Raw genomic sequence first — 22,130 nt, 5'->3', positions numbered from 1 at the left:
AGGCTGAGCGGTGATGGTCCACGATTCGGCGCCCGCCGGCGCCTCGAACCTCGACGGGACGCTCGTCGCCGACAAGTATCAGATCCTCCAGGCGGTGGCGTCAGGCGGGATGGGTACCGTGTACCGTGCCCGCCACCTGCAGCTCGATCGCGACGTGGCCATCAAGCTCATGCACGCGCGGCATTTCGATAACCGCGAGTACATGGCCCGCTTCCGGCTGGAGGCGCAGAAGGCGGCTGGCCTCGAACACCCCGGCATCGTCGAGGTACGCGACTTCGGAGAGGACGAGGCGCTCGGCCCCTATCTCGAGATGGAGCTGCTCACGGGCTTCTCGCTCCGTGAGCTCCTCCAAGCGGTCGGGCCGCTCCCGATCGATGTCGTCGTCCACTGCATCGGCGAGTGCCTGGCCGCGCTGCACTACGCGCACGGGAAAGGCATCCTGCATCGCGACCTGAAGCCCGCGAACCTCTTCGTGGCGCGTGTTGGGGACACCTTTCAGACGAAGATCCTCGACTTCGGCCTGGCCAAGGCGATGCTGGGGGACACGTCCGCGACGAGCTCCGAGACGCTCACCAAGACCGGCGTGGTACTGGGCACGCTCACCTACATGAGCCCCGAGCACTTCGCCGACTTCAAGTCGGTCGATCAGCGCACGGACCTGTACTCGTTGGCTGCCAGCGCGTACGAGCTGCTCACGGGGCGACCAGTCGTCAGCGGGACGTCCTTCATCGAGTGCGTCGACAAGGTCTCGCGCGGGCTGCACCGGCAGCACCCGGCGGAGCTGCGACCGAGCATCTCGCCCGAGCTGGACGCCGTCATCGCGCGTGCCCTGCGCGTGTCTCGTGACGAGCGCTTCGCGGACGCCGAAGCGATGCGTGTGGCGCTCTCGGCTTGTGCACGAGACCCCGACGAGGCCCTCATGACGCTCGAGCGACTCGTCGTCGTGGACGGGGCTCTGTCGATGCCCCGGCAGACGGTGCCTGACGCCAGCAGCGAGGGAATTGGCTTTCACCTGGACGCAGGCGACGACGATCCCACGCTGCTCGGACGCCCGGTCTTCGACGAAGACGATGCGCCTACCACCGTGGCAGCGTCACCCACGGAGCTGGAGGGCGTGACGGTGCACGTCGCGCCCTCCCTGCGTCCGACCCCACCATCCCCTCACCAAGAAGAGCTCGCGCAGGCGGCGGCGCTCGAGACGCTCCCGGGGCGTCCGCTCCGGCGCCGGCGACGCATCCCTCAGACGCTCTGGGGCGCCCCCATTTGGTTCTGGGCCGCGGCGCTCGGGCTCGTCATCGTCCTCGTGTCCATCGTGCTTGCGCGGCGTGCGCCCGATGGCGCCGTACCGGTCGGTGTGGCGCCGCACGTCGCTGGGACGGATGGGGCTTCGGCGGGTCCAGCGACCCATCCCGTGGAGCACCCTGCGCATCAGGCCGTCGCCATCGGGGTGGTCGGCGGACCCTCGGACACCAGCCCCGGGCTGACCACGCCGGGCGTCGGGGATGATGTCGCTCCTGCGGCGGCCGACACCGTCGCTCCAGGGGGAGCGTCCCAACACACGGCGTCCCAGATCCAGGGAGGACAGGGGGTCGGACCCGACGTGAGCGGCGACGAGCGCGTCGACGGAGACGCGTCGCAAGATGCTATGTCCGACAGGCGACCGACGCCGCGTCGTACCGAACAGGAGACCCGGCCCGCTGCCGCCCCGACCGCCACGCTCGACGTCAACACGATCCCGAGCGCGCGCGTGTTTCTCGACGGTCGCGACACTGGGCAGCGCACTCCGCTGCGAGGCCTGAGCGTGTCCCCGGGTCGGCACGTGGTCGAGCTGCGGGTCGGGACCACCTCGCATCGCTACCCTGTGGTAGCGTCGCCCGGTGAATCCGTGCGCCTCTTCCGCGTGCTGCCCACAGAGTAGACCCGACGCCCGTCGGTCACGGGTCGGCGCCGTGGGGGTCGCCATGATGCTGCTCGGTCTGCTCCACCCGGAGGTCGCGCACGCTGATGAGCGCACCGAAGCGCGGCGCCTCTTCCGGGACGGCATGACCCTGGTGCAAGCGGGGGACGTCGCTGGGATCGCCTCGCTCGAGGAGGCCTACCGGATCCTCCCTCACCCACACGTCATCTACAACATCGCGCGTGCCTACGCGGAGTTCGGTTTGTACCGGGAGAGCAACCGAGCGTTCGAGCAGTACCTCGAGTGGGACCCGAGCGACGCCGTCGAGGTCGAGGAGTTCATCGCCAGCATGCGGGAGCTGCTTGGTCAGCAGGAGCGCGCAGCGGAGGTCGCGACGACCGCGCCGCAGCCGGCCGTGGAGGGGGAGACGACCGATCCGACGGCGGGGCCGGCGCCAGCTCCGGAGCGGGTGAGCGAGCTCGGCGGACAAGCGCGCGCGGAGGGCGTCTACGAAGAGCAGGTGGTCTCCGCCTCGCGGTTCGTCGAGTCGTCGGTGGCAGCCCCCAGTTCCACGACCGTCATCACCGCACAAGACATTCGACTCAGCGGGCTCCAGACGCTGGCGGACGTACTGCGGCGCGCCGTCGGAGTGGAGGTCATGGCGCTCAGCCCGGGTGATCAGCAGGTGTCCATTCGCGGACTGAACCAGCGCCAGTCGAACAAGGTGCTCGTGTTCATCGACGGGCGCTCGGTCTACATCGACTCGCTCGGCTCCACCTTCTGGAACGTGCTCCCCATCGGCCTCGACGACATCGAGCGCATCGAGATCATCCGTGGCGCTGCATCTGCCGTGTATGGCGCCGATGCGTTCTCGGGCTTGATCAACATCATCACGCGCACGCCAGGGGAGGGGGGCTCGCACGTGTCGGTCGCGGCGGGCAGCCACGGAACGGCGCGCGCCGAGGTCGTCGCGCACGGTCGGCAGTCCATCGCGTCATTCCGAGTTGCGGGGGGCTACGGTCGCGCCGATCAGTTCGAGCTGGAGGCCAACCCCGCGCGGGTCGACCAGGTGGTGCCCAGTGAAGACCCCGAGATGGCGCGCCGGAGCATCTGGTTCCGCGGCGATGGACGGCTCAACCTGGGGCGTGGCTACGCGCTCGAGATGGGGTCGGGCGTGAGTCTCAACCGACTCAGCCAGTACGGCATCGGGCGCCTGCGGCAGCTGTTCATCGACGAGTTCGTCTTCGCGCAGACATACCTGACGCTCACCACGCCGGTGGGCATCACCGCGCGGGTGTTCTGGAACATGGAGACCGCCGACGCGCAGCTCGCGGTGGAGCCACCCGCCGCCGTGCCGCTGGTGACGCGGGACCTCGCCACACACATCGCCGACGCCGACGTGAACTACCGCGCGCGCTTCCACCTGGGGGTGGACCACAACGCCGCGGTGGGCGTCAGCTACCGCTTCAAGTCCATCGTCTGGAACTGGCTCGACGACAGCCACACGCAGAACCACTTCGCTGCCTACCTGACCGACACGATGCAGCTCGCGCGTCGGCTGCAAGGGGTGTTGAACTTCCGCGTCGACCGGCACCCGCTGTTGCGTCGTCCGCAGTACAGCCCACGCATCGCGCTCCTGTTCCAGCCCACGGAGCGCTCCTCGCTGCGCGGCACGTTCGGGCTGGCGTTCCGTAGCCCCACCTTTCTCGAGTCCTACGTCGAGCTGCCAGTCTCCGTTCCGGGGCTGCGCGGTGTGTCTGCGCTGTCACTCGGCAGCGAGCGGCTGGATCCCGAGCGCATGCTCACCACCGAGATCGGGTATCGCAACCAGGATTCGGACTACTTCGCGCTCGAGGTGACCGCGTACATGAACCTCGTCGACGACGCCATCGTGTCGAGCGAGGTCAGCGCGTTCACCCTCGGTGACTACGGCTCCGGGCACGCGTCGTACTCCGACTCGGTCGCGGCGTTCAGCGTGGGCCAGGTGCGCAACCAGAACGAGGCGGCCCGCTTTCGACAGCTCGGGGCCGAGCTGGGCGTGCGCTTCTTCCCCGTGCGCGGTCTGGACGTGTACGCGAACTACAGCCTGCACGACACGCGGGCCGTCGGGGGCGTTGCGGCCGTCGGTCGCGAGAACGACCAGCGGACCAGCCGCCACAAGCTCAACCTCGGGGTGCAGTACCGCGCGCCCTTCGGGCTCGACCTCAGCGCGGACTTCCACTGGGTCAGCTCGCAGCTGTGGGTCATGACCATCCCCGACGTGGAGACGGGCGCGAGCTTCGGCCAGTTCCCTCTGCGCGCCTATGCCCTGCTGAACGCGCGCCTCGGATACAGGTTCCTGGACGGGCGGCTTCAGCTGGGCGTCGTGGGCACCAACCTGGTGGACCCGCACCATCGCGAGCACCCGCTCGGGCAGCGGGTCGACCGCCGCGTGCTCGGCACGCTCAGCCTCGGGTTCTGAGCGCGCGCGCTGGCGCAACGAGGCGTCGCGCGACGCCATGTCTCGGGAGGCGGAGTCGCTGGCACGCGCGTCGTCGTGTGGGTTCCGGCCCAAACGAAGAAGGCGCAACCCGCGTCGTGCGAGCTGCGCCTTCTCGTTCATCGGGCCGTGGGGCAGGGAACCGCCCCGCGTGGCTCAGTGGCCGTGGCCGTGGCCGCCGTGATCGTCCTTCGCCTCGGGCTTCGGAGCGTCGGCGATCAGGCACTCGGTGGTGAGCAGCACGCCCGACACGGACGCCGCGTTCTGGAGCGCGGTGCGAACGACCTTCGTGGGGTCGATGACGCCGGCGGCGACCAGGTCGCCGTACTCCTCGGTGGCCGCGTTGAAGCCGAACGCGCCCTTGCCCTTGCGGACCTCGTTCACGACGATGCTGCCCTCGAGCCCCGCGTTCGCGGAGATCTGACGGAGCGGCTCCTCGATGGCGCGCGACAGGATGTTCACGCCGATGCGCTGCTCGGGGGAGACCTCGAGCTTGTCGAGGCCCTTCTGGCCGCGGATGAGGGCCACGCCGCCACCCGGGACGATGCCCTCTTCGCTGGCGGCGCGCGTCGCGTGCAGGGCGTCCTCCACGCGGGCCTTCTTCTCCTTCATCTCGACCTCGGTGGCGGCGCCGACCTTGATCACGGCCACGCCGCCGACGAGCTTCGCGAGGCGCTCCTGGAGCTTCTCACGGTCGTAGTCGCTGGTGGTGTCCTCCACCTGGCGGCGGATGGTCTCGATGCGGCCCTTGATGTCCGCCTTCTTACCCGCGCCGTCGACGATGGTGGTGTTGTCCTTGTCCACCGTCACGTGCTTGGCCTTGCCCAGGTCGCTCACGCTCACGTTCTCGAGCTTGATCCCGAGATCCTCGCTGACGACGCTGCCACCCGTGAGGATGGCGATGTCCTGCAGCATGGCCTTGCGGCGGTCACCGAAGCCCGGCGCCTTCACGGCGGCGACCTGCAGCGTGCCGCGCAGACGGTTCACCACGAGCGTGGCCAGCGCCTCGCCCTCGATGTCCTCCGCGATGATGAGCAGCGGCTTCTGCTGGCGCGCGATGGCCTCGAGCACCGGCAGGATGTCCTTCATGTTGCTGATCTTCTTCTCGCAGATCAGCAGGTAGGCGTCGTCCATGTCGACGACCATGCGCTCGCTGTCGGTCACGAAGTACGGCGACAGGTAGCCGCGGTCGAACTGCATGCCCTCGACGACCTCGAGCTCGGTCTCGAGGCCCTTGGCCTCTTCCACCGTGATGACGCCCTCGCGGCCGACCTTCTCCATGGCCTGCGAGATGATGTCGCCGATGGCGCGGTCGCCGTTGGCGCTGATGGTGCCGACCTGCGCGATCTCCTTTGGATCCTTGGTGGGCTGCGAGAGCTTCGCCAGGTTCTTGTTGACGTGCGCGACGGCGGCCTCGATGCCGCGACGGATCTCCATCGGGTTGTGACCCGCGGCGACCATCTTCACGCCCTCGACGAAGATGGCCTGGGCCAAGACCGTCGCGGTGGTGGTGCCGTCACCGGCGACGTCGGACGTCTTGCTGGCGACCTCGCGCACCATCTGGGCGCCCATGTTCTCGAACTTGTCCTTCAGCTCGATCTCCTTCGCGACGGTCACGCCGTCCTTGGTGATCGTCGGAGCGCCGAAGCTCTTCTCGATGACCACGTTCCGGCCCTTGGGGCCGAGGGTCACCTTGACGGTGTTGGCGAGGGCGTTGACCCCCGCGAGGACGCGGTCACGCGCGGACGCGTCGTACAGGATTTCTTTGGCAGCCATGGGTTCCTCGCTCAGCTCTCGATGACGCCGAGGATGTCGTCCTCGCGCAGGATGAGGTGGTCGTCACCGTCGATCTTCACGTCGGTGCCGGAGTACTTGGCGAAGAGGACGGTGTCGCCCTTCTTCACGTCGAGGGCCCGGACCTCGCCGGTCTCGAGCAGCTTGCCGCCGCCCACGGCGATGACCTTGCCGCGCTGGGGCTTCTCGGTGGCCGTCGCGGGGATGAAGATGCCCCCGGCGGTCTTGGTCTCTTCGTCCACGCGCTTGACGAGCACGCGGTCATACAACGGACGTACGCCCATGAAATTACCTCTTAATTGGGGTTGGTGAGGGCCCGCTCCCCGCCGTGGTGCTCAGCGGCTGCCTAGCACTCACGCAGGGAGACTGCTGATAGGGAGCGCCACCTTAACCAAGCTCGGGCGGGTGTCAACAGGGGGCCGTGAGGTGGTCTGGGAGGTCACCGCGCGACGAACTGTCATCGGATGTCGCCTTCGCGGTGTCAGTCGCTTCCCGAACGCGGTACACTCGCGTCGTGCCTCTCGTCTCGCACGGCCGTCGCGAATTGCAGCTGAAGCTCGTCTACTACGGGCCGGGGCTCGGTGGGAAGACCACGAACCTGTCGCACATCCACAGTCACAGCAAGGTAGACCACCGGGGCAAGCTCATCTCGCTCATGACGGAAGCGGAGCGGACCCTGTTCTTCGACCTGCTCCCCATGGAGCTCGGGATGTTCAGGGACTACCGCGTGCGCCTGCACCTCTGCACCGTGCCGGGGCAGATCGCGCTCGACACCACCCGGCAGCTGGTGCTGCGCAACGTGGACGGCATCGTGTTCGTGGTGGACAGCCAGCGGGAGCGCATGGAAGCCAACCACGAGAGCATCCGCAACCTGTGGGACAACCTGCGGCTGCAGGGCGACGACCCAGACCGCATGCCCACCGTGGTGCAGTACAACAAGCGCGACCTCCCCGGGGCCACGCCCATCGACGAGCTGCGCAGCGAGCTCGCCATTCCGGAGGGGACACCCGAGTTCGAAGCCGAGGCGGTGCGGGGCGTGGGCGTGTTCGAGACCCTGAAGGGCATCACCCGGGAGTGCCTCAAGCTGATCCCCGATCCGAGCAAGCTGCCCGAGGGGCGATCGGACTCCGTCGTGCCCGGCAAGCGCTCCAGCATGCATCCCCCGGCGTCGGGTGAAGTGTCGGTGCCGGGCGCGCCGAAGGTGCCCCAGTTCAGCGGCTCCACATGACGCGCGCCGTGCTCTTGGCGCACCGGCCGGACGCGGACCCACGGGTCGTGCTGGTGCGAGGCGAGCAGCCCGGTCTGCATTGGGGCGACGGACTGGGCCTGCCGGGCGCCGAGGTCCGTGCGTCCGATGCACCTCAGTTGGATGGAGGGCTTGGTACGGACAGCGTGCCGCGCGGAGAGCGTGCCGCGGCGGGCGCGGCGCTCCGGGCGCTGTTCGTCGCCACCGGGGTGCTCGTCGCGGAGGGGGCGAGCGGCCTCGACGAGGACACGCGCGGTGCGCTGCGCGATGCGTTCGTGGCAAACCCGGACGACGGGGCGGCCCGCATGGCCGCGCTCGGGCTGCGTTTCGAGACGGAGCGCTGCGAGCGCCTCACGACGCGTCGGCCGCGAGGGGACGTTCTGCGAGACGAGTGTGTGGTGCTGGCCCTGGCCCTCACCGAGACCGAGGCAGCGGCGACCCGTGCCCGGGAAGCCACCCACTATCTGGCGCGCTGGTCCGTGGGCGACGTCGCGCTGGCGGACTTCGTCCCTGCGCTCCTCCGGCGAGTCGCCATGCACGACCTCGACCACGTCGCGCTCGACGCCGAGGACGCCTTCGAGCCCGCGCCGGGGGTGCAGATGCTGCCGGTGCGCAGCCCGACCCTGCCACCGGCGGCACACACCAACGTCTTCCTGGTGGGCGGTCGCACCGCGGTGCTGATCGAGCCTGCCACGCCGTTCCCCGAGGAGCTGGACCGCATCTGCGATTGGGTGGCGGAGGCGGAGGCGCACGGTACCGTGGTGCTGGCCATCTGCGCCACGCACCATCACCCCGACCACATCGGAGGCGCGCTGGCGCTGCAGGAGCGACTTGGGCTCCCGCTGTGGGCCCACGCGCGCACGGCAGAGGCGTTGGCCGGACAGGTCGCGTTCGACGACCTGCTGGAGGATGGGCAGCAGCTCGAGCTCGTGTTGGACGATCATGGTGAGACGCTCACCCTCGAGTGCGTTCACACTCCCGGGCACGCACACGGGCATCTCTGTTTCTTCGAACCGCGTTCGCGGGCGCTCATCGCCGGGGACATGGTCGCGGGCGTCGGGTCCATCCTGGTCGAGAAGCACGACGGCGACATGGCGCAATACCTCGCGAGCTTGGGGCGCATGAAGGCCCTCGGTCCATCGTGTCTGTTGCCCGCTCACGGGGGCGTCATCGTCGATCCCGTGGCCTGCCTCGACCACTACGTCGCGCATCGCTTGGCGCGTGAAGAGCGCGTGGCGGACGCGCTGGCGGCGCGGGGGGATGGTACTCCGGTCGAGCTGGTCCCCCACGCCTACGCCGACACCCCGCGCATGCTGTGGCCGCTGGCGGCGCGGGCGCTCGAAGCGCACTTGATCCACCTTCACGCGCACGGCCGCGCCGAAGACCTCGGCGACGGCCGCTACCGCAAGACCGACACCACCCTCGTGGCTCGCACGACGAGCCCGGCAGCCTCGGAGCCTTCATGACTTTGCCCCTCCTCCGCGATGGACAGATCCTCGGTACGTCACCCCGTGACGGGAGCGCGCTCGCGCCCGTCGCAGTGACCCCGCTCGAGCAGCTCCCGGACATCGTGGCGCGGGCCCGCGCGGCGCAGGCCAGCCACGCGAAGCTGCCCGTCGCGGCTCGAGCGAAGCTGCTCGACCGACTGCGGGACGCCATCTTGGCGCGCGGCGAAGCTCTCGTGTCCGTGCTCGCCGAGGAAGCGGGCAAGCCTGCCGCCGAGGCGTGGCTGCACGAGGTCGTCGCCACGGCCGACCTCGCGTCCTACTGGACGGGCGAGGGCGCGCAGCACTTGGCGCCCCACGAGCCCAGCCTAGATCCGGTCAACTACCCCGGGAAGCGCGCGGTCATCGAGCGCGTGCCGCGCGGCGTGATCGCGCTCATCACGCCCTGGAACTTCCCCGTGGCGATCCCCTTGCGGACGCTCTTCCCGGCGCTGCTCGCGGGCAACGCCGTGGTCATGAAGCCCTCGGAGTACACGCCTCGCTGCGCCGAGCTGATCGCCGACGCGACGCGCGAGGTGTTCGGTCCCGACTTGGTCGTCATGGTGCATGGCGCGGGAGACGTTGGGGCAGGGTTGATCCACGCGGGGGTGGACGCGGTGATCTTCACGGGGAGCGTGCGTACGGGTCGGAAGGTCGCGGCCGCTGCGGCCGAGCGTCTCATCCCGGCCGGTCTCGAGCTCGGTGGAAAGGACGCGGCGGTGGTGCTGGAAGACGCTGACGTGGAGCGCGCGGCCCGGGGCATCCTGTGGGGTGCGATGGCCAACAGCGGGCAGAACTGCGCGGGTATCGAGCGGGTGTATGCCGTGGGCTCCGTGGCCGTGCCGCTGCGACGGCGCATGGTCGAGCTGGCCAACGAGCTACGCCCCGTACAGGACTACGGGCCGCTGACGACGGACGCGCAGCTGGCCGTGGTCGAGGCTCACGTCGCGAGCGCGCGTGCCGAGGGAGAGGTCCTCGCAGGCGGAACACGGCTCGACCGACCGGGCCGCTGGTACCCGCCCACCATCGTGGGCGACCTCCCAAACCACTCCGAGCCGATGGCGGAAGAGACGTTCGGGCCCGTCGTGCCGGTCGTCGCGGTGCCCACGGAGCGTGCCGCGGTGGAGGCCGCGAACGACTCGCGCTTCGGACTCACCGCCAGCGTGTGGACCCGTGATCTCGAGCGCGGCGAACGCGTGGCACGTGAGCTGCGGGCCGGGACCGTCGTGGTGAACAATCACGGATTCACGGGCGCCATCCCCGCGCTGCCTTGGAGCGGTACGGGGGAGAGTGGCTACGGCGTGACGAACTCCTCACATACGCTCGACGTGCTGACCCGGCCGCGGGCGGTCGTCGTCGACGCGCGGCGCGCGACCCGCGAGATGTGGTGGCATCCGTACACGCCGGCGCTCGAGCAGGTAGGTCGTTCGCTCGCGACCCTGCGTGGCGGCGGCGGTGCAGGCGAGAAGGCCAAGGCCCTCGGAGCGCTGCTGCAGGGGTTCGCGGCGCGCTGGAAGTGAGCGAGCGTTCCCACGGGCTCCGTGTCGTGCGATGGTCCATCACGGTTCTGGACCCAAGGGCGGTGCGCGCGGGGTGGTCGGAGCCCGCGAGGACATGATGCGACGAACGATCACGCTATGGATGACTGTCTGGGGGTGCCTCTCGCTCGGGTGTGGTGGCGGGGCGGCCCCAGCCGGGAGCCATGTGGACAGAGCCATCTTGGACGATGTGCCCGAGCTGAGGGGCGCTTACGCGTCAGGTGGCGGCCAGGTCGCTCCCGGGGGAGCGGCTCGCGCCAGCGGTGGTAGCGTCCCCGCCGGGTTCGACGGCACCGAGACCTTCGAAGGGCGCTTTGGGGGTCCCTCGGCGGCGAGCGAACTCTCACCCGACTGCCGCGGCTGGGTCGCCAGCAGCCCGAACCATCAGCTCTACGTGCAGGCCGAGGTGCCGTTTCTCCAGTTCGTCGTGAACGCCAACCCCCACGACACGACCCTCGTGGTGGAGCTCGCGGACGGGAGCTTCCTGTGCAACGACGACACCCATGGCCTGAACCCGGCCGTGCGCGTGTCGCCCATGCCTGCAGGCTCCGTGCGTGTCTGGGTGGGGTCCTTCTCCGAGGGCGAAGAGGGCGACTATCGCATGGCGGTGACCACGGACCGGCGCGTCGATGCGAGCGCCGTCGGCTCCCGAACGGGCCAGTAGGCGCGTCTTCACGTGGCTTCCCCCTTTCCGCTAGGGGGCTCTCCAAGGTACGCTGCGCAGCATGTTCACGCCCCACGAGCTGGACGTCCCGGCGGATGGTCCGGGCACGTTGCGCCTCGGCGCGGTGGTGGCGGGCAAGTACCGAATCAAGCGGTTGGTGGGGAAGGGCGGGATGGGGGCCGTCTACAAGGCGGAGAACACCGCGATTGGTCGCACGGTGGCCATCAAGGTGTTGCACTCGCACCTGGCGGACGATGGGGTCACGCTCAAGCGCTTCCAGCGTGAGGCACGAGCGGCCGCAGGGATCCGGCACAGCCGAGTGGTGGAGGTGCTCGACATGGGGGTCGAGGCCAGCGGCGAGCCCTACATCGTGATGGAGTACGTGCGCGGGCGCAGCCTGAGTCAGCTCGTCCGCCCCGAGCACCCCATCTCGGTGCGCCGCGCCGCCGACATCGCGGGCCAAATCCTGGACGCCCTCGGAACCGTTCACGAGGCGGGCATCGTGCATCGCGACCTCAAGCCCGCGAACGTGCTGCTTACGGTCCAGCACGGACGGCCCGACTTCGTGAAGATCTTCGACTTCGGGATCGCCACGTTCGTGGAGTCTGCCTGGGACGCCAGCACGACCGGCGACCTCACCCCCAGCGGGCGCGCGATGGGCACACCGTACTACTCGCCCCCGGAGCAGATCCGCGGCGGATCCGTGCGCGACCCGCGCGTCGACATCTACGCCGTCGGCGTCATCCTGTACGAGCTCGTCACCGGATACCGTCCGTTCCGCGGCGACCACCTGGTGCACCTCTGCCGAAGCATCATGAACGACCCGCCGCCGCCACTGCGCGTGTTCCGCGCGGACGTGCCCGAGGCGTTCGAGGCCATCATCCGCAAGGCGATCGCGAAGGACCCTGCGCAGCGCTACCAGACCGCGCGTGACATGATCTCGGCGCTGGTGCCGTTCGGGGCCGACCCCCCCGTGGACGACGACGTGGAGCCCACCGACACGCTGACCACCGACCTGCGCACCCTCCGCGAACGCGAGCGGCAAGTGCGCGGTGAGCGGGGGAGCGTGCCGCCTGCGCCCACCGCCTTCGACGACCTCAGCGGTCGGGTGGTCGTCGAGCTGCGCGCATACCTCACGCAGCGCGTCGGACACGAGGGCATCGCCGAGGTGCTCGCGTCGGCGCCACCGGACGTCCACGCGCGGTGGGTCGCCAACATCTCGGATCACGGCTGGTACCCCGCCACGCTCCTCTCGGTCATCGAGATCGCCGACCGGCGCTTCGGCAAAGGCGACCGCAAGTTCGTCGTCGACGCCGGCGCACACTTGGCGGACGCGGCCCGTACGGCTGGACGGCTCGGATCACTCAAATCCCCCGAGCTGTGCTTCATGCAGCTCCCGGACGTGGTGGCGTCGCATTTCTGCCACGGTCAGGCGCACGTGACCAAACACGGGGCCGGGTACGGTGAGCTCGAGGTGACGAGGCACCCGCGTCCGACCTTGACGCTCGCCGTCATGATGGTGGGCTTCCTGCAGCGCGCCTTGGTGCTGGCGGGCGCGCGTGAGCCAGACGTGCGGCTTGCGAAGGTGGCGGCCCTCGGCGACGCCAGCGACGTGTTCGAGGCCACGTGGTCCTGACCCGGCGTGCTGCCCCTCGAGCCGTTGGGCCTTGGTGGTGCGCGCGCCTTGCCCGTGGTAATCCCGCAGACGCTCATGGCCGAAGAAGTCCAACGCCCGCAGCGCGCCCTGCGCCTGATCGCCGTCTCCGGGTCGAAAGGCGGGGTCGGTAAGTCGCTCCTCGCTGCCAACCTGGGGCTGTATCTCGCGACGATCGGACGCCGGGTGGTCGTGGTGGACGCGGATCCGTGTGGCGCCACCCTGCACAATTTCTTGGGCGCGACGCCTCCCGCTCCCCTGCCGACGTTCGATCCGCCCCTCCCCAGCTTTCGCGCGATACCGACGAACCCCGACGACACTCGGGCGACCTTCTCGGGCGTCAACTCGCGCGAGCGGGTGGAGCCCGAGCCGCCTCCGATGCCACAGGTAGAGCGCCCCGTGCACATCCCTGGGCAGCTGATGGACCTGTCCGTGGCCAACCTACGTCTGCTGCACGCAGGCCTGGATCAGCCATACGCCGGCAACACGCGCCGCGAGCCACGCCGCGAGCTGTTGCAGCGCCTGCGTGGGATGGACGCCGAGTACGTGGTGGTGGACCTCGGGGCAGGGACGGCCGACGCCTTGCTGGACACGTTCGTCGGCGCCGACGTGTCCATCTTCGTGTCTCTGCCCGAGCCGCCAGCCATCGAGCACACGTACCGTTTCATGCGCTCCGTCTTCGCGCGTGGCTTCTTGGCTCGCGACGATGACAGCGCCGAGCACGAGCGCCTGGTTGCCTGCCTGACCCGCCTCGGACCAGCCCCTGCGCCCCTCGACGTGGCGCGCCTACTCGAGGAGCAGAACGACCCACTCTCCTACCGCGTGCGCGAGGCGATGGGCGCGTTCGAGTTCAACCTGGTCATCAACCAGACGCGCCTGCGCGCGGACCTCGAGCTGGGAGACCGCATGCGTAGCGCCGCGCAGCGCCGCTTGGGGATCGCGCTGAACTACATGGGGTACGTCGACTACGACGACACGGTCTGGAGCTGCATGCGCCAGTGCCGCGCGCTGCTGGCCGAGAGCCCGGGGACCAAGGCCAGCAAGAGCATCGAGAAGATCGCGCGGCGCATGCTGGCGCTGGATGCGGGGAAGGGGCCACGAAAGCCGCGCGTCGCCGTGCCTCCCGACAGCCATCACGACCTGCTCGAGGTCGAGCGTGGCGCGACCGACGAGGAGGTGCGGCGCGCCTTCAAGCGCGCGAAGGAGGTGTACGCGGACGACGCGCTGTGTCGTCACGGGCTCTTCGACGATCAGGGGCTCGAGGCGGTGCGCGCGCGTCTGGAGGAGGCCTACGACGTGCTGCTGGACCCCGCTCGGCGGCGACCCTACGAGCTGTCCATCTTCCCGGCCGACGTCGAGAGGGAGGAGCGCGTGGACGTCCCGCGTGACGAGCCGCTACCTCCAGCGCCCGTCCTCACGCCGGACACCGAGTTCACCGGCCCACTCATCCGGGCGGTTCGCGAGTCCCTCGGGCTGACGGTGCGGCAGATCAGCGAGACGACCAAGATCGGTAGCAACTACGTCGAGGCCATCGAGGCGGACGACTACACGGCGCTGCCTGCGCAGGTGTACGTGCGCGGCTTCGTGGCCGAGGTCGCCAAGACCCTGCGGCTCGACCACGAGCAGGTGAGTCGCTCGTACATCAAGCGCCTTCGTCGTTGGGTCGAGGACATGGAGCGCTAGGCGCCGTGGACGCCCAAGCCCAACGAGGAGTCGGGTCGCCCAGCTTGCGCGGGGCCCTGGTGCTCGCGTCCGCGTCTCCGCGCCGCCTGGCGCTGCTGCGTCAGGTGAGCGTCCCCGTCGAGGTGGTGCCCGCCGACGTGGACGAGACTCAGGCGCTCGGCGAGGCCCCCATGGCGTACGCGGAGCGCGTGGCCGTCGACAAGGCGCGGACGGCCATGGCGCGGCTCGAGCGCGAGGACCACCCGCTGCGCGCCGCGTGGGTGCTGGCGGCGGACACGGTCGTGATCGTCGACGGAGAGGCGCTGGGGAAGCCCGAGGACGACGAGCACGCGCGCCGCTTGATCACGCGCCTCGCCGGCCGGGGACACGAGGTGGTCACGGCCGTCGCCATCGGTCGCGCCGGTGCGCCGCTCGACGTCGAGCCGGTGCGGACGCGCGTGTTCTTCCGTCCGCTGACGGAGGCGGAGGTCGCGGCCTACGTGGCTACGGGCGAGGGACGCGACAAGGCCGGGGCGTACGGCATCCAGGGCATCGGGGCCGGCCTCGTGACGCACATCGAGGGTTGCTACTTCAACGTCGTCGGGCTGCCGCTCTCCCACACGCTCGGGCGGCTGGTGGCCCTGGGCGCAGTCCGGAGTTGGCCGTGACCGACGCGGTGCCGGTGGTGGACGCGACGCGCATCGCCCAGGGGCTGAAGGACACGCGCGCACGCATCGACGAGGCCTGCCGCCTCGCGCTGCGCGACCCCGCGGAAGTCAGCCTGATGGCCGTCTCCAAGCGACAGCCCGTAGAGGCCATGCGCGCGGCGTTCGACGCCGGGCAGCGGTGCTTTGGTGAGAACTACGTGCAGGAGCTGGTGGAAAAGGTGCAGACGCTGGGCCCGCTCGAGGGGCTGCAGCTGCACCTGATCGGGCACCTCCAGCGCAACAAGGTGCGCGCCGTCGTGGCCGCGCGCGCAGCCGTGGACACCGTGGACTCGCTGCGTCTGCTCGACGCGCTGGGGGACGAGTGCGCACGAAAGCGCATCGTGCTGCCCATCTGCGTGCAGGTCAACGTCGCGGGCGAGCCGCAGAAGTCGGGCTGTGCGCCCGGGGATCTCGAGGCGCTCGTGTCGGCGGCGCGGCGGTGCGAGGCCGTACGCTTGGAGGGCTTGATGGCCGTGCCACCAGCCGAGACCGCCGAGCAAGCGCGCCCCCACTTTCGCGCGCTGCGGGAGCTCGCTCGAGAACATGGTCTCTCGACCCTGAGCATGGGCATGAGCGCCGACCTCGAGGTGGCGGTGGCCGAGGGCGCGACCTGCGTGCGCGTGGGCACGGCGATCTTCGGCGCGCGCAGCTGACGCACGACCTGGCGTCCGCCGGGGCGAAGCCCGCGGGCACGGCGCGGTCGCTCGCTGGCCCCTCCACCCAGCCGGTCGCCGTTCTGCCTGGGGTCGTTCGCGGGCTGCGGACCATCTGATTCGGTCTGGGTCGTGCGCGGGCCGCGGACTGCAGGATTCGGTCTGGGGGCCTGGGCGTGTTCACGACCCGGAGAGAGCGCGGCTGCGTGCGGTCGCAGCGGACACCGCCGACATGACCGTCCCCCGGAAGGCACGTCCTTCGAGGGCCTCGACCGCCGCGATCGTCGTCCCTCCGGGGCTGGTGACCTGATCTTTGAGCATGCCAGGGTGCGCGCCCGTCTCGAGCATCATCGTCGCGGCGCCGAGCACGGTCTGGGCGGCGAGGCGCAGCGCAGTGTCCCGCGGCAGACCCTCCCGGACACCCCCGTCGGCGAGCGCCTCGAGGAACAGGAACACGTACGCGGGGCCCGAGCCGCTCAGACCCGTGACGGCGTCCAAGAGCTTCTCCGGAACGGTGACCGTGAGGCCGACCGCGTCGAACAAGGCGCTGGTCGTGGTCAGGTCCCCCTCGGTGGCGTGTGTGCCTGCGGCGATGGCCGTCGCGCCGCGGCCGACGAGCGCGGGCGTATTCGGCATGGTGCGGACCACCCGCGTGCCGGGGGGGAGTCCCGCCTCGAGTGTCTTGCTCGTGACCCCGGCCACGATGGAGACCACGAGGGCTTCGGCGCCGACGCCCTCGCGGACGCGTGGCAGCACGGCCTCCACGACCTGCGGCTTGACGGCGAGGACGACCACGTCTGCACCGCGTACGGCCGTGGCAGCGTCGGTGCTCGTCCCGACCCCATGCAGGTCGTGCAGCCTCTGCAGCGTGCTCTCCGAGACGTCCACCGCGGTGATGCGGCTCGACGCGGACGCGTCGGCGCGGACCAGCCCAGCGATGATGGCAGCCGCCATGTTGCCGGCGCCGACGAACGTGATCTTTCCACCGAAGCTCATGCTGGACGCCATACCACACTCCCGCCCCTCTGACTCGGGCGGTCGCCGAGGCGTAGACGCGTGGAGGAGGGGACGCTTGCGCGGCGGCGCGGGTCGTGGTTGGGTCGCGGCGTGCCAGCGACTACCTTGCGACGGGCCCTCGAGAGCTACCGGCGAGACGAGGCGCGCGCGCGCGTCGGGCGCTTCCGAGGTGCAGCGCGGGCTCCATCGGAAGCGGAGGTGATCCTCGAACACCCCCTGCTCAGCACGGACGAGGCGCTCGAGCGCCTCGCCGAGATCGAGGCGCAGGGCATGCTCGCGGCTGCGGAGCTGCGGGCGATGCGGGCCCACGTCGCGGACATCCGTGCAGAGCGGGTGTTGGCGCCAACGCGCGCCGCCTGGCGCAGCCTCTCCGCGCGGGTCGTCGAGCGCAGCGGGCACGGGGCGCGAGTCGGCGATCTGGTGGAGGAGCTCGCCACACCCGACGCCGAGGTGCAGCGCGCGCAGCGCGAGGCGGGGGTCCGAGCTCTCGAGCGCGTGGCTGACGAGGTGGCACCCCGCGTCGCGGAGAGCGAGCTGCGGGCGCGCGCCGTGCGGGAGGGGGCCCTCGTGGGCGACCGCTCGGCTGGACCGGCCTCCACGGCGGCAGAGGCCACGACGGACCTGAGCGCGCTGGCCCAAGCGTGGCTCGCGGTCACTGACGACGCCGCCATGGAGCTCATCGAGCGTGCCGCGCGCCATGAGGGGCTCGCTCGGCCGCAGCGTTGGGACGAGCTGGCGCGAGTGCTCGCGTTCCGCGCGGTGCGGGGCAGCTTCGGTCCTCGCGATCGCGGCAGGAGGGTGGGGGCGCCGCTCGCTGTGCTCGGGTTCGGGCGCGAGCTGAGCAGCGTGCGCCTCGAGCCGCCGCACCCGAGCGTCGGCGTCCGCGCGCGACTCGCGGTCCTTGATTCGGCGCGGGACGTGCGCGTCTCGCCTGCTGCGCGGGAGCTCGGCGCGGCGTCCGAGCTGAACCTCGCGGAAGGGGTCGCACGGGCGCTGGGGCAGCTGCTCACCCCCGCGGCGCTGCCCTTCGCCCAGCGCGTGCCCGTCGTGGATCACGCGCCGCGGCTGCTGGCCGCGCTCATGCAACAGGCGCTCGTCGACCCGGTCGCGGCGCCCCGCGATCGGGCCCTCGCGCGGGAGCGGCCACACCATGTCACCGCGCTCCTCGTGCTCCAGCTCGCGGCTGCGCGTACGGCTGCTGCGGCGGTCGCCCTGCGTGCCGAGGACAGCCCGGATGCCGCCGAGGCGCTGTCGCAGCGGGTGTTCGGGGTGGGCCTGCCGCGCTCGCTCGCGCGCCTCGCCCTGTCGGGTGAGCGCTCTCACGCCGCTCGGTTCCTAGCGCATCTCCAAGCGTTTGCGTGCTGGTCGCTCCTGCGTGACGCGCTCGACGAGGACTGGTTTCGCAATCCGCGCGCGGCGGAGCTGCTGCGCGCCAGCATGGCCCTCTCGGCGACGGGCGACGCTCGCATGGGGGTTCCTCTGCCAGGGCTGTTCGAGCGACCGCTGGCGTTGTCCGACGTGCACGTGGCGCGCGACCGCGTGGTCGAGCTGCTCGGCTGAGGATCGCGGCGCGCTGGCTGGCTCCCGCCGCGACCGAGACCATGGCTGCGCCGCGCGAGTCGTGGCACGCTCCCACCATGTTGGACCCTTCTGTGTATGCCGCACGTCGCGCGGCGCTGCTCGAGCGCATCGGCCCAGGCGTGGTGGTGCTCCCGTCCGTGCCCGTCGCCACGCGCAACTCGGACGTCGAGCATGCGCACCGGCAGCACAGCGACCTCTACTACCTCAGCGGGTTCGACGAGCCCGACGCTGTGTTGGTCCTGTCGAGCGTCCACCCCGAGCACGAGTCCGTGCTGTTCGTGCGACCCAAGAACCGCGAGCGCGAGATCTGGGACGGGTTCCGCCACGGTGTCGAAGGGGCCGTGGCCACGTTCGGCGTGGACGCGGCCTTCCCGATTGGCGAGCTGGACGCGCGGCTGCCCGACTATCTGGAGGGCGCCGCGCGCTTGCACTACGAGCTGGGGGAGCACGCCGAGTTCGATGCCAACGTGCTGCGGGCGCTGCGGCTGGTGCGCATGCGCTGCCGCCGCGACGGTCGCACGACGCCGACCGAGATCGTGTCGACGCAGGTGTCCATCCACGAGATGCGCCTCGTGAAACAGGAGGCCGAGCTCGCCCTGATGCGACGCGCGAACGCCATCACCACCGAGGGCCACCTGCGAGCCATGCGTCGTGCGGCGCCCGGGGTGTTCGAGTACGAGGTGGAGTCCGAGCTCCTGAGCGCCTTCCGCGCAGGTGGGGCCGAGCGTCCAGCGTACGACAGCATCGTCGGCAGCGGACCGAACGCGACCGTGCTGCACTACCGCCGGAACGACCGGCAGATGGCGGAAGGCGACCTGCTGCTGATCGACGCTGGGTGCGAGTACGGCTACTACGCCGCGGACGTCACGCGCACGTTTCCGGTGTCCGGTACGTTCAGCGCGCCACAGCGTGCGCTGTACGAAGTGGTCCTCGCGGCGCAGGAGGCGTGCATCGCTGCCGTCCGGCCGGGCGCCACGATGGATGGCGTGCACGACGTCGCCGTGCGCGTGTTGACGCAGGGGCTACTGGACCTCGGTCTGTTGGAGGGCTCCTTGGATGGCGCCGTCGAGAGCGGGAGCTACCGTGAGTTCTACATGCACCGCACGGGGCACTGGCTGGGAATGGACGTCCACGATGTCGGCAGCACCTTCGCGGCCGGCGCGCCACGGCCCTTCGCCCCGGGGCATGTGCTCACGGTGGAGCCTGGGCTGTACGTCGCGTTGGACGCCGAGGTGGACGAGCGCTACCGCGGCATCGGCATCCGCATCGAGGACGACGTGGCGGTCACGGCGGATGGACACGAGAACCTGACCACCGCCCCGAAGAGCGTGGCGGACGTGGAAGCGGCGGTGCGCGGTCAGTGAAGGGCTCGGCGCGGTGACGGCTGCAGCGACGCACATCGTCACAGGCAGCCCGGACTCGGGGCGTTCGCTCGCGCTGGGCGTGGCCGCGGCCGTATCCCTCGTGGCGCTGGGGACGTGCAGCGCCCCCGCGACCGCCCACGCGCAGCCGGTCAACATCACCCTCTCGCGGCTGCGCTTCGCGACCGGTTCGCCCGAGGCCCTCGGGGCGGATCCCGGTGCATGCCAAGGCGGCGCCTACTGCGCGGATTTCGACGGCTACCGCGCCCTCATGGCGCAGCTCGGAGGGGGCCTCGCGCCAGTGTCCCTGCAACCGGCGCGCACCCTTGGCTCACGGCACTTCTTCGTCGGGGTGGCAGCCTCGATGGCGGGGCTCGACGCGAGCGCGCGCTACTGGCGCCTCGGCACCGAAGGGCCAGCGAACAGCACGCTCGACGCGGGGAACCCGTCGCCCGACTCCGTGCTCGCGTCCTACCTCGTGTCGTTCCGTCAGGGGCTCCCGTTCGGCTTGCAGTTCGGCGCCAGCGTCGGTCACGTCGCGCGCAGCAATCTGTGGATCTGGGGCGTGGAGGGGCAGTGGGCGCTGCTCGAGGGGTATCGTCGTGGACCGCTCGCGTACGTGCCGGACCTCGCCCTGCGCTTTGCGGTGCGCACGCTCACCGGAGACTCCGAGTTCACCCTGGTGGTACCCGCCATCGATCTGGTGGCGAGCAAGCCGGTCACCCTCTCCAGCACGACGGTGCTCTCGCCCCTGTTGGGCGTGCAGCTCTTCTGGATCGTGGCGCACACCGGCGCGGTCGACCTCTCGCCCGAACAATCTGCCGTGGAGGTCTGTGACCCGACGGCTCCCAGTGTCGACCCCACGCTCGGGAGCCCGTTCCCGTTCGGGGGCTGCGCGTCGGGCGACTCCAGCGCGTTCGCCGACAACGTGCGCTTCCCGCGTCTCACGGCGCGGCGCATGCGCGCCACGCTCGGGCTCAACCTGCGCCACCGGGCCCTGGTCGTCGCGGCTGCGGTGCAGGTCGACCTCTCGCGCCCCACCGGGCTCGGTAGCCCCGTCCCTTCCGACGTTCCTCGTCAATGGGGCGCGCACGTGAGCACGGGTCTCACCTATTGAGCCGGGGTGGGCCCTTTGCTAGAACGCAGCCCCGCGTGACCCAGGCAACACCCACCCGCTGGATCCCCCGGCTCCTCGCCGTCGCCGCGCTGGTCGGCGTCGTCTTGGCGGGCGTCCAGCTGCGCGAGCGCGCCGCCCGCGCCAGCGGCCTCTCGGACGCGTTGCAGCAGCGTGGCCGCGTGGTGGTGCTCCCCGGCTCGCCTTGGGCATCCAGGACCGTGGAGGGCACGGAGTTGGTGCCGCCCAGCGACGCCGTCATGGCGGCTCTCGCGGAGGACGCCACCGATGGGCGCGCGGACGCGTTGCTGCGGGCCCTCGAGGACATGCACGCGTGGGGGCTGCTGGTGGAGTCCCGTGGTCCAGGCGAGGACCGCAGCGTCATGGGCCGCCTCGCGACGTACCAGCGCACCCCGCCGCTGCGCGCCCAGTACCTGACCCCCACGGAGGCCCTCTACACGCGCGACCTCGACAGCGCCGACGCCGTCTCCGAAGGGGACCTGCTCGCCCGGGTCGCGCGCGGCATCCTCGACGGTCGCTCCCCCCCTCCCGTGGCGTTGTTCCCGGAGCCTCTCCGGCGCATGCGCTCGGTCGAGGTCATGGTGCTGCTGCGCGCGCAGGGCACACCTCGGCTATGGCGCTCTGCGCGTGGGAGCTCCATCGCGCGCGCGCTCATCACCGCCTGTACGGTCGCCAGGGAGCGCTGGCACGAGCGGGCTCAGGCCCTCGGGGGGCCGCTCGAGCGCCAGCTCGCTCGCCTCACCGTCGAGGTCGCGCTGCTGCACGAGGATGGCACGCTCTCGGTGGCGGACCACGGATTCATCGAGCGTGTGTTCACACCCGTCCACGGAGTGGCCTACGAGCGCACTCGTTCCTGGAGGTACTACCTGCCCGACGCCACGCGCGAGCATGGAGGAGGCTCCGCGGTGCGCGCCTACGAGGACTTGCTCGTCGAGAACGGGCAGGCGCCCGATGTGCTCGGAGAGGCACAGATGCGCCTCTACCGCATGGTCGTGACCAGCCTCGGGCGCTCCCCTGCGCTGCTGGAAGGAGACCTCCCGAACCCGGGCGTTGCAACGAACCCCGAGGCCGGCGGAGCTGGCGTGGACGCTGCGGTCGGCGTCGGTGATGCCCCTGGGCCCAGCGAGGGCGACGCGCCGGCCGATGCGGCCGACACTACCGCACGCGATCGCGCGGACTTGGACGAGCTGCTCCCTCCGGGGGAGTGGATGCCCGAGTTGGTCGACGTGGCCCCTCCGGCCGCGCCCACGCCATAGCG

General features: G+C 70.6%; 17 protein-coding genes. 14 read left to right on the top strand and 3 right to left on the bottom strand.

The genetic code is table 11. From position 1 onward, the window contains the following. Positions 1-13 precede the first annotated feature (13 nt). The gene (locus tag H6726_15525) at positions 14-1,918 is read left to right on the top strand and encodes a protein kinase (protein ID MCB9659061.1); all 1,905 of its coding nucleotides are present in this window, start codon (positions 14-16) and stop codon (positions 1,916-1,918) included. Positions 1,919-1,961: 43 nt separating this feature from the next. Continuing rightward, positions 1,962-4,358: a TonB-dependent receptor gene (locus tag H6726_15520; protein MCB9659060.1), complete on the top strand. Its 2,397-nt coding sequence runs from the start codon at positions 1,962-1,964 to the stop codon at positions 4,356-4,358. Between the two features lie 174 nt (positions 4,359-4,532). On the opposite strand, the gene groL is transcribed toward H6726_15520, so the two are convergent. Together groL and groES are read right to left on the bottom strand one after the other, a co-directional pair. Further along, entirely contained in the window at positions 4,533-6,152 is a 1,620-nt protein-coding gene (gene groL, locus H6726_15515) for a chaperonin GroEL (protein ID MCB9659059.1), read from the bottom strand. Between the two features lie 11 nt (positions 6,153-6,163). Continuing rightward, positions 6,164-6,454: a co-chaperone GroES gene (gene groES / locus H6726_15510; protein ID MCB9659058.1), complete on the bottom strand. Its 291-nt coding sequence runs from the start codon at positions 6,452-6,454 to the stop codon at positions 6,164-6,166. 230 nt (positions 6,455-6,684) lie between these two features. On the opposite strand from groES, the gene H6726_15505 reads away from it, so the two are divergent. The 8 genes from H6726_15505 (at position 6,685) to H6726_15470 (ending at position 15,778) form a co-directional block, all read left to right on the top strand. Beyond that, positions 6,685-7,398, top strand: coding sequence for a GTPase domain-containing protein (locus H6726_15505; GenBank protein ID MCB9659057.1), 714 nt, complete (start codon positions 6,685-6,687; stop codon positions 7,396-7,398). Between the two features lie 617 nt (positions 7,399-8,015). After that, on the top strand, positions 8,016-8,882 hold the full coding sequence (locus tag H6726_15500; GenBank protein ID MCB9659056.1) for an MBL fold metallo-hydrolase: 867 nt from the start codon (positions 8,016-8,018) through the stop codon (positions 8,880-8,882). After that, positions 8,879-10,420, top strand: coding sequence for an aldehyde dehydrogenase family protein (locus H6726_15495; GenBank protein ID MCB9659055.1), 1,542 nt, complete (start codon positions 8,879-8,881; stop codon positions 10,418-10,420). Before H6726_15500 ends, H6726_15495 begins: the two co-directional genes overlap by 4 nt. 184 nt (positions 10,421-10,604) lie before the next feature. Next, a complete protein-coding gene (locus tag H6726_15490) occupies positions 10,605-11,102 on the top strand; it encodes a hypothetical protein (GenBank protein ID MCB9659054.1) in 498 nt (165 codons plus the stop codon). A gap of 61 nt (positions 11,103-11,163) precedes the next feature. Further along, entirely contained in the window at positions 11,164-12,738 is a 1,575-nt protein-coding gene (locus H6726_15485; protein MCB9659053.1) for a serine/threonine protein kinase, read from the top strand. 54 nt (positions 12,739-12,792) lie between these two features. Beyond that, positions 12,793-14,439 (top strand): helix-turn-helix domain-containing protein, encoded by a 1,647-nt coding sequence (locus H6726_15480; protein ID MCB9659052.1) that lies wholly within the window; start codon positions 12,793-12,795, stop codon positions 14,437-14,439. Between the two features lie 44 nt (positions 14,440-14,483). Continuing rightward, complete coding sequence (gene maf / locus H6726_15475) at positions 14,484-15,086, top strand: septum formation protein Maf (protein MCB9659051.1); 603 nt, start codon at positions 14,484-14,486, stop codon at positions 15,084-15,086. 32 nt (positions 15,087-15,118) lie between these two features. Further along, positions 15,119-15,778: a YggS family pyridoxal phosphate-dependent enzyme gene (locus H6726_15470; protein MCB9659050.1), complete on the top strand. Its 660-nt coding sequence runs from the start codon at positions 15,119-15,121 to the stop codon at positions 15,776-15,778. 180 nt (positions 15,779-15,958) lie between these two features. Here H6726_15470 and proC read toward each other — a convergent pair whose 3' ends face one another. Then, positions 15,959-16,774 (bottom strand): pyrroline-5-carboxylate reductase, encoded by an 816-nt coding sequence (proC, locus tag H6726_15465; GenBank protein MCB9659049.1) that lies wholly within the window; start codon positions 16,772-16,774, stop codon positions 15,959-15,961. 111 nt (positions 16,775-16,885) lie between these two features. Here proC and H6726_15460 point away from each other — a divergent pair, with 111 nt between their 5' ends. From H6726_15460 to H6726_15445, 4 genes are all read left to right on the top strand, one after another. Further along, a complete protein-coding gene (locus tag H6726_15460) occupies positions 16,886-18,355 on the top strand; it encodes a hypothetical protein (protein ID MCB9659048.1) in 1,470 nt (489 codons plus the stop codon). Between the two features lie 77 nt (positions 18,356-18,432). After that, positions 18,433-19,740, top strand: coding sequence for an aminopeptidase P N-terminal domain-containing protein (locus H6726_15455; protein MCB9659047.1), 1,308 nt, complete (start codon positions 18,433-18,435; stop codon positions 19,738-19,740). A 13-nt stretch (positions 19,741-19,753) separates the two neighbouring features. Next, on the top strand, positions 19,754-20,854 hold the full coding sequence (locus H6726_15450; protein ID MCB9659046.1) for a hypothetical protein: 1,101 nt from the start codon (positions 19,754-19,756) through the stop codon (positions 20,852-20,854). A gap of 35 nt (positions 20,855-20,889) precedes the next feature. After that, on the top strand, positions 20,890-22,128 hold the full coding sequence (locus tag H6726_15445) for a hypothetical protein (protein MCB9659045.1): 1,239 nt from the start codon (positions 20,890-20,892) through the stop codon (positions 22,126-22,128). The last annotated feature ends 2 nt before the right edge of the window (positions 22,129-22,130 follow it).

This window comes from Sandaracinaceae bacterium (assembly GCA_020633055.1).
In the GTDB taxonomy this organism is placed as follows: Bacteria; Myxococcota_A; Polyangia; order Polyangiales; family Houyiibacteriaceae; genus JADJJE01.
The sequence above is the reverse complement of the archived record's forward strand: the minus strand, read 5'-3'. Positions and strand labels throughout refer to the sequence as shown.